The sequence below is a fragment of the Pseudarthrobacter sp. L1SW genome (assembly GCF_020809045.1).
GTDB lineage: Bacteria > Actinomycetota > Actinomycetes > Actinomycetales > Micrococcaceae > Arthrobacter.
Window position 1 is genome coordinate 2,652,027 of record NZ_CP078079.1, and the last position, 16,408, is coordinate 2,668,434.

The 16,408-nt window shown below is 67.9% G+C and carries 14 protein-coding genes; 6 read left to right on the plus strand and 8 right to left on the minus strand.

Annotated elements, in window-relative coordinates; translation table 11 throughout:
* Positions 1 to 460: 460 nt before the first annotated feature.
* The 6 genes from KTR40_RS12200 to KTR40_RS12225 are packed head-to-tail and all read left to right on the plus strand — an operon-like array spanning position 461 to position 6,468.
* Positions 461 to 1,528, plus strand: coding sequence for a hypothetical protein (locus KTR40_RS12200; RefSeq protein WP_228403909.1), 1,068 nt, complete (start codon positions 461 to 463; stop codon positions 1,526 to 1,528).
* Positions 1,518 to 2,225: a DUF4129 domain-containing protein gene (locus tag KTR40_RS12205; RefSeq protein WP_228403910.1), complete on the plus strand. Its 708-nt coding sequence runs from the start codon at positions 1,518 to 1,520 to the stop codon at positions 2,223 to 2,225. Before KTR40_RS12200 ends, KTR40_RS12205 begins: the two co-directional genes overlap by 11 nt.
* Positions 2,222 to 3,430 carry a DUF4350 domain-containing protein gene (locus KTR40_RS12210; protein WP_228403911.1) on the plus strand — a complete coding sequence of 403 codons (1,209 nt, stop codon included), beginning with the start codon at positions 2,222 to 2,224 and terminating at the stop codon, positions 3,428 to 3,430. Before KTR40_RS12205 ends, KTR40_RS12210 begins: the two co-directional genes overlap by 4 nt.
* Entirely contained in the window at positions 3,427 to 4,422 is a 996-nt protein-coding gene (locus KTR40_RS12215; RefSeq protein ID WP_139029727.1) for a MoxR family ATPase, read from the plus strand. Before KTR40_RS12210 ends, KTR40_RS12215 begins: the two co-directional genes overlap by 4 nt.
* Entirely contained in the window at positions 4,422 to 5,714 is a 1,293-nt protein-coding gene (locus tag KTR40_RS12220) for a DUF58 domain-containing protein (RefSeq protein WP_228403912.1), read from the plus strand. Before KTR40_RS12215 ends, KTR40_RS12220 begins: the two co-directional genes overlap by 1 nt.
* A 40-nt stretch (positions 5,715 to 5,754) precedes the next feature.
* Complete coding sequence (locus tag KTR40_RS12225) at positions 5,755 to 6,468, plus strand: DUF4166 domain-containing protein (protein ID WP_139029729.1); 714 nt, start codon at positions 5,755 to 5,757, stop codon at positions 6,466 to 6,468.
* A 6-nt stretch (positions 6,469 to 6,474) separates the two neighbouring features.
* On the opposite strand, the gene KTR40_RS12230 is transcribed toward KTR40_RS12225, so the two are convergent.
* The 8 genes from KTR40_RS12230 to KTR40_RS12265 form a co-directional block, all read right to left on the minus strand.
* Positions 6,475 to 7,506 carry a hypothetical protein gene (locus KTR40_RS12230; protein ID WP_139029792.1) on the minus strand — a complete coding sequence of 344 codons (1,032 nt, stop codon included), beginning with the start codon at positions 7,504 to 7,506 and terminating at the stop codon, positions 6,475 to 6,477.
* A gap of 38 nt (positions 7,507 to 7,544) precedes the next feature.
* On the minus strand, positions 7,545 to 7,952 hold the full coding sequence (locus tag KTR40_RS12235) for a chorismate mutase (protein WP_139029730.1): 408 nt from the start codon (positions 7,950 to 7,952) through the stop codon (positions 7,545 to 7,547).
* A gap of 123 nt (positions 7,953 to 8,075) precedes the next feature.
* Positions 8,076 to 9,800 carry an ABC transporter ATP-binding protein gene (locus tag KTR40_RS12240; RefSeq protein ID WP_228403913.1) on the minus strand — a complete coding sequence of 575 codons (1,725 nt, stop codon included), beginning with the start codon at positions 9,798 to 9,800 and terminating at the stop codon, positions 8,076 to 8,078.
* The gene (locus KTR40_RS12245; RefSeq protein ID WP_228403914.1) at positions 9,797 to 10,810 is read right to left on the minus strand and encodes an ABC transporter permease; all 1,014 of its coding nucleotides are present in this window, start codon (positions 10,808 to 10,810) and stop codon (positions 9,797 to 9,799) included. The genes KTR40_RS12240 and KTR40_RS12245 overlap by 4 nt, the downstream gene beginning before the upstream one ends.
* A gap of 2 nt (positions 10,811 to 10,812) precedes the next feature.
* Entirely contained in the window at positions 10,813 to 11,904 is a 1,092-nt protein-coding gene (locus tag KTR40_RS12250) for an ABC transporter permease (protein WP_139029733.1), read from the minus strand.
* Positions 11,905 to 12,044: 140 nt separating this feature from the next.
* Positions 12,045 to 13,676 carry an ABC transporter substrate-binding protein gene (locus tag KTR40_RS12255; protein ID WP_139029734.1) on the minus strand — a complete coding sequence of 544 codons (1,632 nt, stop codon included), beginning with the start codon at positions 13,674 to 13,676 and terminating at the stop codon, positions 12,045 to 12,047.
* Between the two features lie 237 nt (positions 13,677 to 13,913).
* Complete coding sequence (gene mnmA / locus KTR40_RS12260) at positions 13,914 to 15,053, minus strand: tRNA 2-thiouridine(34) synthase MnmA (protein WP_139029735.1); 1,140 nt, start codon at positions 15,051 to 15,053, stop codon at positions 13,914 to 13,916.
* A 114-nt stretch (positions 15,054 to 15,167) separates the two neighbouring features.
* Positions 15,168 to 16,397 carry a cysteine desulfurase family protein gene (locus tag KTR40_RS12265; protein WP_228403916.1) on the minus strand — a complete coding sequence of 410 codons (1,230 nt, stop codon included), beginning with the start codon at positions 16,395 to 16,397 and terminating at the stop codon, positions 15,168 to 15,170.
* Between the last annotated feature and the right edge of the window lie 11 nt (positions 16,398 to 16,408).

The window sequence follows — 16,408 nt, forward strand, 5'->3', positions numbered from 1 at the left end:
CCTATTGGACGCCCTCCGGCATGGCGGGGCGCTAGGATGCCCGACGCCGGAACTATAGGCTGGTGCCACGCCGGGCGTTTGCAGCGCCGCGCCTGAGCCAGTGGAGCGGGCGCCCCGCTGACGGCGCACTGGTACGGGGGAAGGAACATTGGTGTCACCACAGGATTCGGACGCGCAGGAGCCGCAGGACCGGCAGGCTGCCTGGCGGCACCCTTCCGGCCAGCAAACGCCGGGACCTCACCCGCCGGGACACGAGATTCCGGGACAACAACCTCCCGGCTGGCAGCAGGCACCGCAGCAGCCGTGGGGTCCGCCGACGTGGCAGCAGCCGTCGCAGCAGCAGCCCTGGGGCCAGCCCGGTTCTGCCTACCCTGGGCCTCCGCAGCCCCGCTATCCGAGCCAGCACGGTCCGAACCAGCATTATCCGAACCAGGGCACTTCCTTTGGCCAACCGCGGTATGTGGCTCCCCCGAAGCCGGGGATCGTCCCGCTGCGTCCGCTGATGTTCGGGGAGATCATGGACGGTTCCTTCCAGGTGATCCGGCGGAACGCGAAGGCCATGCTGGGCGCTTCGCTGCTGGCGCAGTCCCTCGCCGCCATCCTTACGGCTGTCCTCACAGCTGCCACGGCAACGTCGATGGTCTCCGTCGAAGCCTGGGCCAGCAGCACCAGTGATGCCGACCTGGCAGCCCTCGGCCTGGGATTCGCCGCCGCCGTCCTGCTGGTGGCCGTCCTCACCCTCTTCATCGCCTCGGTCCTGCAGGGCGCCATGGTGGTGCCCGTGGCGCGTTCCATCCTCAACCGGCCCACCAGTTTCAAGCAGATGTGGTCCCTTGCCCGCCCGCGGGTCGGAGCGCTTGTCCGGCTCGCTGCCCTGCTGATGGCCGCCACCCTGCTGGCGATGCTTGTCCCCGCAGCGTTGGCCGTCGCGCTGACCGCAACCATGCAAGGGATGGGCATCCTGTTGCTCATCCCCCTGTTCCTCGGCTTTGTTGCCCTGTACGTCTGGATCTACGTGAAGCTGATGGTGGCCCCGGCCGCCGTCGTCATCGAGGAACTCGGCGCCCGGGCTGGCCTGCGCCGATCGTGGGAACTGACCCGGGCCAACTGGTGGCGGATCCTGGGGATCACGCTTGTGGTGGGCATCATGGTGGCAATTGTCAGCCAGATCGTCATGATCCCGGTGGGACTGCTGCCCCCGCTGGTGGCCAGTTTCCTTTCCCCCCACGGCGGCAACGGACAGGACATGGCCATTGCCGTCGCGATCGGCATCGTCACGGCCATCCTCGGTGCCCTGGCGGGGGCCCTCGGCTACGCCTTCCAGACGTCCGTCATGGCACTGATCTACATGGACCTCCGGATGAGGAAGGACGGACTGGATATCTCGCTGCTCCGCCAGATGGAGACGGGCGCCGATCCGGACGGCGTCCCAGGCCGCGGCCACGTAACGGGCAGGCCCGGCTGGAACCCACACGGCTGGAACCCAGGACCCGGACCGGCGGCAGGGGCATGGCCGGATGGCCGCTGAACCCCCGGTCCTGCCCGGCGCAGAGGAGGCCCGCCGCTGGGCCGCCGAGGAACTGGCAAAACCCGAGTACCGGGAAGCTGCTCCGGGCTGGCTCGAGGCGCTCTGGCAGGGCTTCGTGGACTGGCTCCAGTCCTTGGACGGTTCCGCAGCTGAGGGGAGCACGGTGCCCAGCCCGGTCATTGGGATCGTCATCGCCGTGGTGATCGCGGCCGCCGTGATTATCGCCAAGCCACGGCTGAATCCGAAAGCGCGGCGGGCCAAAAACGTGTTCGAACCAGACAGCGTTTTGACACCCGCGGACTACCGGCAGCGCGCCGAGGCGTCCGCCGCGGCCGGGAAGTGGGGGGACGCCGTCGTCGACCTCTTCCGTGCGCTGGTCCGCTCTGCCGAGGACCGCACCATCCTCGATCCGCAGCCGGGGCGGACGGCTGATGAGGTGGCCCGTGAACTGGCTGCACCGTTCGGCGCCGAGGCGGAACGCCTGGGCAGGGCAGCCGGGACCTTTGACGCCATCCGGTACGGGAACCGGACGGCAGACGCCGCCGACTATGAGGCAATGGCCAGCCTGGACAACGCGCTCGAAGCCATGAAGCCGGCGCGCACCACGGGCCGGCAGGAACGGGCCCAGCCGGATCAGGCCCAGCCGGATCAGGCACAGCAGGTACCCCTGGCGCCGGACAGGGCGGCACGGCCATGACCGCCGTCGTTCGCGCACCCGCAACCCAGGAGGGGCCCGGGCCGGGACAAGACAGCGCCCCGGGGAAAGCCGGCAGCATGCCGGGGTGGCTGGGCCGCCACCGCACACCCGCGGCACTGTGGGCCGTGGTGGCCGCAGCCCTGGCCCTGGTTCTCTGGGCGCAGCTGGCCCCTCAAGGAGATGCCGTTCCCTTGTCCCCCAACAACGCCGGCCCAACCGGCGCGCGGGCCGTTACGCAGATCCTTGGCCGGCACGGCGTCGAGGTCCACGCCGCCGGGAATTTCGAGGCGGCCATGGCGGCGCTGGAGGCGGGAGCCTCCCCCACCCTCCTGCTGTATGACAGGGGCGGTTTCCTCGACGAGCCGCGGCTCCAGGAACTGGCGGCGTCCGCGGAAAGGGTGGTGCTGGTTTCGCCCAGGCTGCCGACCCTCGCGGCGCTCAGCAGCAGCATCCACCAGGCAGGGGTGGTGCCGGACGCGTCCCCCGAGCTGGAGCCCGGGTGCGGCCTCCCCGATGCGGAAGCGGCCGGACCGGTTTCCGGCAAGTCAGGCTTTATCTACGACGGCGGCACCTCCTGTTACCGGCCCGCCGGTTCTCCCGCCGGGGTGCTTGCCATGGAGGACAACGGCAGGCTCACGGTCCTGGGAAGCACCGGCATCCTCAACAACGACCGCCTGGACGACCTCGGCCACGCGGCGTTGGCCGTCCGCACCCTCGGCGCCTCCCCGGACCTGGTCTGGTACCTTCCCACCGTCGAGGACCTGCAAACCGGCAGCTCCCCGCAAACCCTCGACGAACTCGCCCCGGACTGGGTGCGTTTCCTTGGGCCGTGGCTCGCCCTGGTGGCGGCGGCCGCAATCGCCTGGCGGGGCAGGCGCCTTGGCCCGCTGGTGTTCGAGCCCCTGCCCGTGGTGGTCAAGGCTGTGGAGACGGCAGAGGGCAGGGCCCGGCTGTACCACGATTCCCATGCCGTGGACCAGGCCCGGGACAATCTCCGGGCCGGAACCCTGGTGCGGCTCTCCGGGCATTTGCGGCTGGGTGCCGGGTCCACTGCCGCCCAGGTGATCGACGCCGCCGCCCAGCACCTCGGGCAGCCGGCCCGGCAACTCCACCAACTCGTCAACGAACATCCCCGCACCGAGGCACGGCTGGTTGCCTGGTCGCGGGAACTGGACACCCTAGAGAAAGAAGTCAAAAGCCGATGAGCGAGCAAGGCAGCGGCCCCCGGGTCCTGGACCACATGGAACACGATGCCGCCCGGCAGGCCCTCCTGGACGTGCGCCACGAGGTGGCCAAGGCGGTGGTGGGGCAGGACGCCACCGTGACCGGACTGTTGATCGCGCTGCTCTCGCAGGGGCACGTGCTCCTGGAGGGCGTTCCCGGCGTGGCGAAAACCCTGCTGGTGCGTGCGTTGTCCGCGGCGTTGAGCCTGGACACCAAGCGCGTCCAGTTCACTCCGGACCTGATGCCCGGCGACATTACAGGGTCGCTGGTTTATGACTCGCACACCTCCGAATTCACCTTCCGGGAGGGGCCGGTCTTCACCAACATCCTGCTGGCGGACGAGATCAACCGGACGCCTCCCAAAACCCAGGCCTCCCTGCTGGAGGCCATGGAGGAGCGGCAGGTGTCCGTGGACGGCGAATCGCGGCCGCTGCCGGCTCCGTTCCTGGTCGCCGCCACCCAGAACCCGGTGGAATACGAAGGCACCTACCCGCTGCCCGAGGCGCAGCTTGACCGGTTCCTGCTCAAGCTGACCATGCCGCTGCCCGGGCGCCAGGACGAAATGGAGGTCATCCGGCGCCACGCCGCCGGCTTCGACCCCAGGGACCTAACCGCTGCCGGTGTCCGCGCCGTGGCAGGCGCGGAAGACCTGGCACGGGCGCGGCAGGCGGTGGCTTCCGTGGCCGTGGACCCTGAGGTCATCGCCTACATCGTGGACCTGGTGCGGGCCACCCGCTCGGCACCTTCCTTCCTCCTTGGCGTCTCGCCCCGCGGCGCCACCGCCCTGCTGAACACCTCCCGGTCATGGGCCTGGCTCTCCGGCAGGAGCTTTGTCACCCCCGACGACGTCAAAGCCCTGGCCCTCCCCTGCCTGCGGCACCGCGTAGCGCTCCAGCCCGAAGCCCAAATGGACGGAGTACGGGTGGACGACGTACTGGGCAGCATCCTGGCGTCCGTTCCCGTTCCGCGCTGATGGCCGTCTCCGGGCGTTTTGTGCTGCTGGTGCTGCTCGGTGTGGTGCCGGTCCTGCTGCTTCCGAACTGGGGAACGGTGCTGCTGGTGGCTGCCGCGCTGACGGCCCTTGCCGCCGTCGACCTCCTGCTCGCGGCCTCGCCGCGCCGGGTGCGCGTCCTGCGTTCCGAGCCTGGAAACGTCACGCTGCATGCGGGCGTGGACGCCGTGCTGAAAGTGCAGAACGACGGCGGCCGGCGGCTCCGCGGCGTCATCCGCGATGCGTGGCAACCGTCGGCGGGAGCACAGGACCCGGTACAGGACATCGATGTTCCCGCCGGCGAAGGCAGGCGCGTCACCGTGCGGCTGCGGCCCGTCCGGCGTGGGGACCTGAAGGCGCCGCACGCCACCCTCCGATCTTTCGGCCCGCTGCTGCTGGCGGCGCGCCAGCGGACCATCGATTGCCCCGGTTCGCTGCGGGTGTTGCCGCCTTTCCATGCCCGCCGGCACCTGCCGTCAAAGCTGCGTAAACTGCGCGAGCTGGATGGCAAGGCCGCGGTGCAGATCCGCGGCGCGGGCACCGAGTTCGATTCACTGCGTGACTACGTCCGGGGAGACGACGTCCGCTCCATCGACTGGCGGGCCACCGCCCGCCGGTCAGCGGTGGTGGTGCGGACCTGGCGGCCTGAACGGGACCGGCGGGTGGTCATGGTCCTGGACACGTCACGGACGTCGGCGGCAAGGATCGACGACGAAACCCGACTGGACACGGGCATGGAAGCGGCACTCCTGCTGGGGGTACTGGCCGAGCGGGGCGGGGACCGGGTGGACTTCCTGGCGTTTGACCGCCGAACCCGCGCCCGGGCGGGCTCTGCCGGGCAGGGGAACCTCCTGGGCCAGTTGGTCCAGGCGATGGCCCCGCTGGAGGCCGAACTCATCGAGATGGACTGGCCGGCGGTCCCCGCCCAGGTCCGCGCCGTTTCCGCGCACCGCTCCCTGGTGGTGCTGCTGACATCGCTCGACGGCGGCGCACCGGAGGAAGGCCTCCTTCCCGTCGCGGCACAGCTGGCGCGTCAGCACGTCGTGGTGGTGGCGGCCGTCCGGGACCCTCAGCTGGGTGCCATGCTCCAGGAACGCGGCGATGCGGCAGGCGTATTCCGCGCAGCCGCCGCGGAGCGGGCGCTGCTGCAGCGCGCGGCCATCAGCGCCGAACTCAGGCAGCAAGGCGTGGAAGTGGTGGACGCCGAACCGCACCAGCTGCCCCCGAAGCTGGCCGACATGTACATCAGGCTCAAGGCGGCCGGTACATTGTGAGGTCACAGCACGTTGTTCCCGCCCTTTCGCAGGAGGTCCCATGAACGTCCCCATCTACCAGCAGGCGCTCGGCACGGGCTTTTCCCGGCTCCAGCCCGAGCTGCAGGACTACTTTTCCCTGGTTCCGGGTTCCGGCAGCTACGGGGTGGGCGAAGGGACCTTCGACGTCGTGGGCTGCCGGCAGGAATGGCTGCGCCCCCTGCTGAGGCTGACCAGCGGGGAGGAGGCATTCTTCCCTGAGTACGGCGAGAACGTCCCTTTCCGGATTGAGAACCATGCCCACCAGGACCCCTTTGGCCGCTCCAGCCTGACAGCCCGCCGCGAGATCCGGTTCCCGGGCCGGACGCGGATCTTCCAGGACACCACCAGCGCCACCCGCCGGGACGGCGCCTCCCAGCTGGTGGACTACGTGGGACGGTACCGGCGGCTGGTGACCGACCTGAACTTGAGTGTCACGCCGGAGGGCCGGCTTCGCGGGGTGTCCGAGGCATCCCGGCTCTTTCTTGGCCCACTCCGCATCCCGCTTCCCGCCGCCTTGGATGCCAAAGCCTACGCGGAGCAGTGGTGGGACCCGGCAGAAGGCAGCAATGGCAGGCACCGCATCCAGGTGAAGGTCATCCAGCCGCAGATCGGCCTGGTGCTGGTCTACGCCGGTGCTTTCGACTACCGGCTGCGCCCCTACACCGGCGGCAGTTCGGCGCAGAGTTTCCTGCCGCGCTACGCACAGCCGGACCGCTGGGAAAACCGGGTCTGACCCCTGCTATCCCAGCGCCCGCTGGTTCAGCCCATCGGCCACCTGCGTGAGGCGGCCAAGGACCGCCGTCGCCTGGGCCGGACTGCCGCCGGCGAGTCCCTGCGAGGGCGTGATCCGCACCGTGCCGAGCGCTGTTGCCGGCAGGCCCAGCTGACGCCAGGGACGCCACACGGCATCGACGCAGTCCGGCACCTTTGGCAGCGACTTTCCCCCGGTATCCAGCGCGCCGATCCACAGGCGCTTCTCCGCTTCAACCGCTCCGGCCAACTGTTCCCACTGCCGGGAGGTCAGGGCGTTCAGCGGAACGGCAATGCCGTCGGCTCCTGCCGCGAGGATCTGTTCAAAGGGCGCCTCGATTTCCGGCACCGCTATGACCACTTCGGCTGCGCCGGAAGCGCGCAGAGCGTCCAGGACCACCCGCCAAGATTCGCGCGCTTCGGAGGCCGCCACCGCACGCAGGGTCCGGTAGCCACTGGAGGTAGGGATGGTGCCGGCCAGCACCGCGGCGATGTCCGGCTCGTCCACCTGGACCACCAGCCGGGCACCCGGCACGGCGGCGGCAACCCGGGAAAGGTACCGTCCCACCCCGGCAGCAAGGGATGCCGCAAGGTCCCGGCGGGCGCCGTAGTCGATGAGCGCCCGTTCGCCGTTGTGCAGGTGGAGTCCGGCCGCAAGGCTCAGCGGCCCCACCAGCTGCACCTTGATTTCGGCTGCCGGCTCTTCCTCGGCCCCGGCAACGTCGGCCAGCACGTTGATGTCCGTGGCAAGGGCGGAAGCCGCGCGCCGGAAGTCCTTGCCGGGACGGTCCACGAGCCGCCAGCCATACGGCTGGACGTCAACCGCCAGCTCCTCCAGGAGGCAGGCAGTGCGTCCCAGCGCGTCTGAGCCGACGCCCCGGTCCGGCAGCTCGGCGAGGAACGGCAGGTGGGGGCTGCCCAGCTCGCCGCGGATGATTTTTGCCGCTTCCACCGGGTCTTCACCGGGCCAGGGTCCCAGCGCGGTGGCCGTTACCTCCCGTGGCGGCGCTTCGTTTCCCAGCGCGGAGCCGGAACCGGCCTGGCGCCGTTCACCCCCGGTCACGCGCGCGCTGATGCCTGCGGATGCTGTCCGGAGGCCGCCTCGTGGTCTTCGGCGATCGCTTCGTGATGCCGGATGACCTCACCGATGATGAAATTCAGGAACTTTTCCGCGAAGGCGGGGTCCAGGTGGGCGTCTTCGGCCAGCCTGCGCAGCCTGGCGATCTGTGCTGCCTCACGGCCTGGGTCGCCGGCGGGGAGCCGGTGGGCAGCCTTGAGGAAGCCAACCTTTTGGGTGGCCTTGAAGCGCTCGGCCAGCAGATAGACCAAGGTGGCGTCGATGTTGTCGATGCTGGAACGGATGGACAGCAGCTCAGCCATCACCGAGTTGTCCACCTGGCCGGCCAAGGAGCTGGCGGAGGGGTCGTAGTCGTCGGAATCAGGAGAGTGGGGGTTGTGCTGCGTCATGGCTCAAGTCTATGGGAGGGCATGCGGATAGCCCGGGTGTTAAGCGCCGGTGCCGCATACGGCACCGGCGCCAACACACTACAAGCGAGTCCCCGCCCTCAGCCCGTCAAGTGCCCGGCACCATCAGATGCCCAGCAGGGCCCGGTGCTCCTCCCGGCGCCGCGCCTGTTCCTGCGGGTCCGGCACCGGCAGGGACGCGATGAGCCGCCGCGTGTAGTCATGCTGCGGGTTTCCCATCACCTGGTTCCCGATGCCCTGCTCCACCAGCCGGCCCTTATAAAGCACGCCCACCCAGGAGGACAACGTGTCCACGACGGCCAGGTCGTGGCTGATGAACAGGCAGGCGAAGCCGAACTCCTGCTGGATGTCCCTGAACAGCTCCAGGACCTTCGCCTGCACCGAAACGTCCAGGGCCGACGTCGGCTCATCCGCTATCAGCAGGCGGGGGTTCAGGCTGAGGGCCCGCGCCAGGGACGCGCGCTGGCGCTGCCCGCCGGACAGCTCGTGCGGGTACCGCCCAGCGTACGACGCCGGCAGCTGGACTGATTCGAGCAGCTCACCCACGCGTTTGCGCGCCTGCGCCGGGCTTGGCTTTGTGTGGATGACCATGGGTTCGGCAATGCAGTCCCCAATGGTCAGTTGCGGGTTGAAGGACGCCGCCGGGTCCTGGAACACAAAGCCGATGTCCTTGCGGAGCGGCTTGAAGGTGCGCTCCCGGAGGTTCAGCATTTCGTAGCCCAGCACGCGGAGGCTGCCGCCCGTGGTCTTGTTCAAGCCGGCGATGGCCCGGCCGATGGTGGTCTTCCCGGAACCGGACTCCCCCACCAACCCGAAGACTTCGCCCCTGGACAGGGTGAAACTGACGCCGTCCACTGCCTTGAAAGCCGGAGTTCCCAGCCTGCCCGGGTACTCGATGGTGAGGTCCTTGGCCTCCACCAGGATTTCCTCATCCTGGTGCGCCCTGCCCGTCAGGCCCTCCGACGCCGAGTTGTGGCCGAGGTGTGGCACAGCGGCGAGCAGTTTCCGGGTGTAGTCCTGCTTGGGTTCGGCAAACAGGGTGCGGGCCGGTGCCTCTTCCACAACGTCCCCCTGGTACATGACCACCACGCGGTCGGCAAGGTCCGCCACCACCCCCATGTTGTGCGTAATGAGCACAATGGACGTGCCGTACTTGTCCCGCAGGTCCCGCAGGAGTTCCAGGATCTCTGCCTGGACCGTGACGTCCAGGGCGGTGGTTGGCTCGTCCGCGACGATCAGTCCCGGATTCAGCGCCAGCGCCGCTGCGATGACCACCCGCTGCTTCTGCCCTCCCGAAAACTGGTGCGGGTAGTAGTTGACGCGGTGTTCGGGATCGGGGATGCCCACCTTCCGCAGCGCCTCTATGGCCCGGGACTTGGCGTCCTTTACCGAAACCCGCTTTCCGCCGCTCCCGGCATGGGCCCGGATGCCTTCGGCGATCTGCCAGCCCACGGTGAACACGGGGTTCAGTGCCGTTGAGGGTTCCTGGAACACCATGGCGACGTCGCGGCCGCGGATCTGGCGCAGCTTCGCGGGGCTCACGGTGATCACGTTGTTCCCATTGATCAGGACCGCGCCGCCGCTGGTTGCGGTCTCCGGCAGCAGGCCCAGGATGGTCTTGGCGGTGACGGTCTTGCCGGAACCCGACTCCCCCACGATCGCCAGCACTTCACCCTTCCGGACCTCCAGGCTGACGTCCTTGACGGCATGGACCGGACCGCCGTCGGTGGCAAAGGTGACCTGGAGGTGGTCGATGTCGAGGACGGGGCGGCCGCCGTCGGACTCGTGGCCGGATGCGGCCCCGGATGTCGGATCGATGTTGACAGTCATAGTCCACCCACTTCTGTTGCGATGGCGGCATTGGCCACCGGGGCCGGCGAACTGCCGCCCGTGCTCTTGCGGCCCCGGAGCCGCGGATCGTTCAGGTCGTTGATGCTCTCACCCACCAGGGTCAGGCCCACCACGGTAAGCACGATGGCCAGGCCCGGGAACAGGCCGGTCCACCAGATGCCGGAGGTGGTGTCCGCGAGCGCCTTGTTGAGGTCGAAGCCCCACTCCGCGGCGGAGCTCGGCTCGATGCCGAAGCCCAGGAAGCCCAGCCCGGCGAGGGTGAGGATGGCCTCGGAAGCGTTGAGGGTGAAGATCAACGGCAGGGTGCGGGTGGCGTTGCGGTAGATGTGGCGGGTCATGATGCGGATGTTGGAGGCGCCCACCACCTTGGCCGACTCCACGAACGGCTCTGCTTTGAGTCGGACCGTTTCCGCCCTGATCACCCGGAAATACTGGGGGATGAACACCAGGGTGATTGCCGTGCCGGCGGCGAAGATGCCGCCGAGCAGGCTGGACTGGCCGCCGCTGATGACGATGGCCATGACAATGGCAACCAGCAGGGACGGGAAGGCATACACGGCGTCCGCGATGACCACCAGGATCCGGTCGAGCCACCCGCCAAGGTAGCCGCTGACCAGGCCGAGGGCAACGCCCAGGACGAGGGACATGGCGACGGCGACGACGATCACCAGGATGGCGGTCTGCGCGCCCCAGATGACCCGGGACAGGACGTCGTAACCGCCCACGGTTGTGCCCAGGAGGTGCTTGCCGCCAGGGGCCTCCTGCGTGGGGAAGTTGCCGTCGGCGTCGGAAAGCTGGGAGAAACCGTAGGGTGCCAGCAATGGCGCGAAAAGCGCGGTGAGGATGAAGATGCCGGTGAGGATCAGGCCGGCCACCAGCATGCCTCGCTGGAGGCCCACGCTCTTGTTGAAGTGGGAAACCACCGGCAGGCGCCGGTACCAGGGAGCCCTGGGGTTTTCCATGGGGACGGGAACAGCGGGAATGCTCATGGTCAGTACCTCACGCGGGGATCGATCAGCGCGGCGATGATGTCCACGATGAAGTTGGTCATGGCCACGATGATGGCCAGCAGCACCACGATGCCCTGCACTGCGACGAAGTCGCGCGCGGTGAGGTAGTTGGCCAGCTGGAATCCCAGGCCTTTCCACTCGAACGTCTTCTCTGTCAGCACCGCGCCGCCGAGCATCACCGCAATCTGCAGGCCCATCACCGTGATGATGGGGATGAGTGCGGGCTTGTAGGCGTGCTTGGTGACCAGGCGGTATTCGCTGACTCCCCTGGACCGCCCCGCCTCGATGTAGTCCCTGCCCAGGGTGCCGATCACGTTGGTCCGCACCAGGCGGAGGAAGATCCCGGCCGTCAGCAGGCCCAGTGCCACCGCAGGCAGGACAGCGTGCGCCAGGACATCGCCGAGCGCAGCCATGTTGCCGCTGCGGAGGGCATCAAGCCAGTAGATTCCGGTGGGGGCCTGAAGGGAGGTCAGGGCGAGTTCGCTGGAGGTTTTGGCCCGCCCGGCCACCGGCAGCCATCCGAGCCAGACCGAGAAGGTCAGCTTCAGGAGCATGCCGGCGAAGAACACCGGGGTTGCGTAGCAAAGGATGGCGAAAACCCGCAGGACGGCGTCAGGCGCCTTATCCCTGCGGTGGGCCGCCAACATTCCCAGCGGGATGCCCACCAGGAGGGCAACGAGCAGGGCGTTGATGCTCAGTTCCAGGGTGGCCGAGCCGTAGGTGGTGAGCATTTCGACGACGGCACGGTTGTCCGTGAGCGTGCGGCCGAAGTTGCCGGTGGCCAGCTGGCCGAGGTATTCGAAGTACTGGACCAGGAGGGGCCGGTCGTAGCCTGCAGCCTGGATCCGCTCCTGGAGCTGGTCCTCGGGCAGGCGTCCGCCCATGGCCGCGGTGATGGGGTCTCCCGTGATCCGCATCAGGAAGAAGACCATGGTCACCAGGATGAAGATGGTGGGGAAAATCAGCAGGAAACGGATCAGGATGTACTGTCCCAATCCCCCGCCGGAGGATTTCTTGGCCGCCGGAAGCAGGCCGTCCGCATCCGTTGGCGGCGCGTCGATCAATGTAGTCATGGTGCCTCAGGTTGTTTTTTACGGTGCCTGCGGAGGGCATGCACCGCTTCCCGACCAGCAGACGGGGCGGGACACGCGCACCTGTGCAGGCGCACCGCGTCCCGCCCCGTCGTGGGTCAGAGCCGGATTGTTCGGTGGACCTACTTGGACATCACGCCAAGGCGGGTCTTGAACGACGCGTCCAGGGTCTTCTCGACTCCCTTGACGTCCGTACCGGCCACCATTACCTGGGCGCCCTGCAGCAGCGGGAGCGTGGAGAGGTCCTTCGCGATGGCTTCCTGCGCCTGGCCCAGGAGCTTGCTCCGTTCCGCCTTGTCCGTGGTGACAAGCTGCTTCTTCACGATCTCCGTGACGGCGGGGTTCTCGTAGTGGTTGCCGAGGAAGTTGCCCGGGATGAAGAACGGGGTCAGGTAGTTGTCCGCGTCCGAGTAGTCCGGGAACCAGCCCAGCTGGTACACGGGGTAGGCATCCGCACGGCGCTCCTTGGTGTAGGTGGTCCATTCCGTGGACTTCAGGTCAACGGTGAACAGGCCCGATTTCTCAAGCTGCTCCTTGACCAGGGCGTACTCGTCCGCGGCTGACGTGCCGTAGCGGTCCGTGTACTGCAGTTTCAGGTCCACCACGGACGTGACGCCGGCGTCGGCCAGGACCTTCTTGGCCTTGTCCACGCTGGGCTTGCCGTTTCCGTCGCCGTACAGGCTCTTCAGCGGTTCCGCTGCTCCTTCGAATTCCTTGGGGACGTAGGAGTAGACCGGAGTGTAGGTGTTCTTGAAGACCTGGGAGGCGATGACGTCGCGGTCCACGAGGTGGGCAATCGCCTGGCGCACGGCAAGCGACTTCGCGGGATCCGCCTCGGGAGTCTTCGCGCCGAACGGCATGGTGTCGAAGTTGAAGACCATGTACCGCAGCTCGCCGCCGGGGCCCTTGTGGACCTTGACCTTGGAATCCTTCTCGAGGTCGGCGACGTCCGTGGCCGTGAGGATGCGGCCGGCAACGTCGATGTTGCCCTGCTGCACGTCCAGCTTCAGGTTGTTCGGGTCGGCGTAGTGCTTGAGCGTGGCGCCCTCGTTGGAGGCCTTGCCAAGGAGCCCCTGGTAGTCGGGGTTGGGCTTGAAGCTCACCAGTTCGTTCTTTTTGTAGCTTTCAATCGTGTACTGGCCGGCGAAGGGCTTCGCGGCGACTATGGCGTCGTCGTCCATGATCTTGTCCGCCGGGAAGACCTGCTCGTCCACGATCGGACCGGGGTTCGAGGCCAGGACGCCGGGGAACACCTGGTCATTTCCGGCCGCAAGGGTGAACACCACGGTGTTGGGGTCCGTCGCCTCGATCTTTTCCATGTTGGAGAGCAGCGACGCCGGGCCGTTGGGGTCGTCGATCGACTTGACGCGGTTGAAGGAAAACACGACGTCCGAGGAATCCAGTGTGTTGCCGTTGGCGAACTTCAGGCCGGGCTTCAGCTTGACCGTGTACTCAGTGGGGCTGGTGAAGGAGGCGGACTCGGCGATGTCCGGCGCGGCATCGGCCGTGCCGGGCTTGTAGTTGAGCAGGAACGGGTAGATCTGGTTCATCACCATGAAGGAACCGCCGTCGTAGGACCCGGCGGGATCGAGGGTGACCACCTTGTCCGTGGTGCCGTAGGTGATGGCACCGCCTCCTGCCTCGCCGGTTGAGGTTCCGCCTCCGCCTGAAGGGCCCGTGCAGGCAGTCAATGCGAGGGCGGAGATGCCTGCCAGCGCGATGGCGCCGTGCAGTGCTTTGATGCTCTTCGTCATCTGTGAACTTTCTGTTCGATGAGTGCGCGCCCGCCGACCGCTGATGGGTGCATTTGCTCAGGCGGAAAGCGCGCGGTGCTGATGCCTAGATTCAATCAGAGAGTGAACCCTCAGGCGGGGCCATTTTGTGAGTTGAGACACAAAATTTACCTGAACGGGCCGTGGTCCTTTTCGAACAGCGGCACAACAAAGAACACCGCCCCGGCAGGACCGGGACGGTGTTCGGAAGCTGATGGCCTAAAGTTCGGCGCGCTGAAGGGAGCGGGCGGCGTCGATCGTTGCCTGGCCCAGCACCCGGCTGCCTTGGTAAAGGACGATCGTCTGGCCGGGGGCCACTCCCCGCAGCGGGGTGGTGAGCCGGACAACAAGCTGGTCTCCAGCCGCTTCCGCATCCTGTCCGGCCGGCTCCATGCGGGCCGTGGCAGGAACGGGATCCCCGTGGGCACGGACCTGGGCGTGGCATTCGAACTCCTCGCCGGTCCCCACTTCGGCGATGGGCAGCCCGGCCCAGGAGACCTTGATGCCGCGGATCTCGTCAATGGCCAGCAGTGCCTCGGGGCCAACCACAACCTTGTTTTCCTTGGGCCGGATCTCAAGGACGAACCGCGGCTTGCCGTCGGCAGCGGGCGTCCCCAGTTTCAGCCCGCGGCGCTGGCCGACGGTGAAGGCGTTGGCACCGGGGTGTTCGCCCACCTTGGCGCCCGTTTCATCAACGATGTCGCCGGTGGACATGTCGATCTTTTCAGCGAGCCAGCCGGCAGTGTCGCCGTCGGGGATGAAGCAGATGTCGTGGCTGTCCGGCTTGTTGGCGACGGACAGGCCGCGCCGCTCAGCCTCCGCACGTACTTCAGCCTTGGACGGCGTGTCGGCGAGCGGGAACATCGAGTGCTTGAGCTGCTCGTGGGTCAGGACACCCAGGACGTAGCTCTGGTCCTTGGCCCAGTCGGCCGCGCGGTGCAGTTCGCGGTTCCCGTCTGCGTCCTCGATGACCTTCGCGTAGTGGCCTGTGCAGACGGCGTCGAAACCCAGGGCGATGGCCTTTTCCAGCAGCGCCGCGAACTTGATCCGTTCGTTGCAGCGCATGCAGGGGTTGGGCGTGCGGCCGGCGGCGTATTCGTCGATGAAGTCCTGGACAACGTCTTCCTTGAACCGCTCGGAGAAATCCCAGACGTAGTACGGAATGCCCAGCACATCGCAGGCGCGCCATGCGTCGCGGGAGTCTTCAATGGTGCAGCAGCCCCGGCTTCCGGTGCGCAGCGTGCCGGGCATGCGCGACAGCGCCAGGTGGACGCCGACGACGTCATGCCCTGCCTCGACGGCGCGGGCGGCGGCAACGGCGGAGTCAACTCCGCCGCTCATGGCTGCTAGAACTCGCATAGTGGCTTTCTGTTGGGGTGTTTCCGGCTCAAGGCGGTATGGGCGGCCCGGGCAGGCCGGCTTCCGGGAAACGATCTTCGCCTACCTATTCTACGGCCTCCGCCGAAAACAGGATCAGCGGCCGGGTGAACCTTGGCGGGACAGGGTTCCTGCGGTCTGGATGCTGGACTCGTGCCCTGCCATGCCCGCCTGGCGCGCCCGCGCATAGGCGTCCGGAAGCGCCGCCAGCAGCGCATCAACGTCGGCCCCTACCGACGCGTGGCCCAAGGTGAACCGCTGCGCTCCGCGTGCGGTCTCCTCGTCCAGGCCCATGGCCAGCAGGACATGCGAAGGCCTGGGCACCCCTGCCGTGCAGGCAGAACCGGTGGATGACTCCACCCCGGCAAGGTCCAGGAGGAACAGCAGGGAGTCCCCCTCGCAGCCGGGGAAGGTGAAGTGCGCGTTGCCGGGGAGCCGGCCGCTCCCCTCGGCACCCCGCAGGACGGCTTCCGGTACCAGGTCCCGCACGCCGTCAACCAGCCGGTCACGGAGGGCCGAGATGCGTTCAGATTCCGCACCCAGGGTGGCCGCAGCCTTTTCCGCCGCCGCGGCGAAGGCCGCTATGGAGGCGGTATCCAGCGTGCCGCTACGGACGTCGCGTTCCTGGCCGCCGCCGTGCTGGACGGGTGTCAGTTTCACCGCGCGCCCGAGCAGGAGGGCGCCGACCCCCACCGGTCCGCCGATTTTGTGGCCGGAGATTGACATGGCGTCCAGGCCCGACGCCTTGAAGTCCACCGGAAGGGAACCGAACGCCTGTACCGCGTCCGAGTGCACCGGCACCCCGGCTGCATGGGCCAGTTCCACGATCCGGCCAATGGGCTGGATGGTGCCCACTTCATTGTTTGCCCACATGACCGTCGCCAGCGCGATGGTGTCCGGGTCGCGGGAGAGTTCCGCTTCAAGGGCGGCCAGGTCCACCACCCCGTTGCTGTCCACGGGAAGCCATGCCACCTCGGCGCCTTCGTGCCGCTCGAGCCACTCCACGGTGTCCATGACGGCATGGTGCTCAACGGCGGAACACAGGATGCGCCGCCGCGCGGGGTTTTCTGCCACCCGGGACCAGTAGAGGCCCTTGACGGCCAGGTTGTCAGACTCCGTGCCCCCCGAGGTGAAGATGACTTCGGAGGGGTGGGCCCCCGCCGCAGCGGCAATTGCCTCCCGCGCATCCTCCACCGCCCGGCGGGCCCGGCGGCCGGAGCCGTGCAGGGATGAGGGGTTGCCGGTGCGCGCGAGCTCACGCGTCAGCACAGCCAGCGCCTCAGGTGCGAGGGGGGTGGTTGCGGCATGATCGAGGTAAACGGGCACCCCCCAATTCT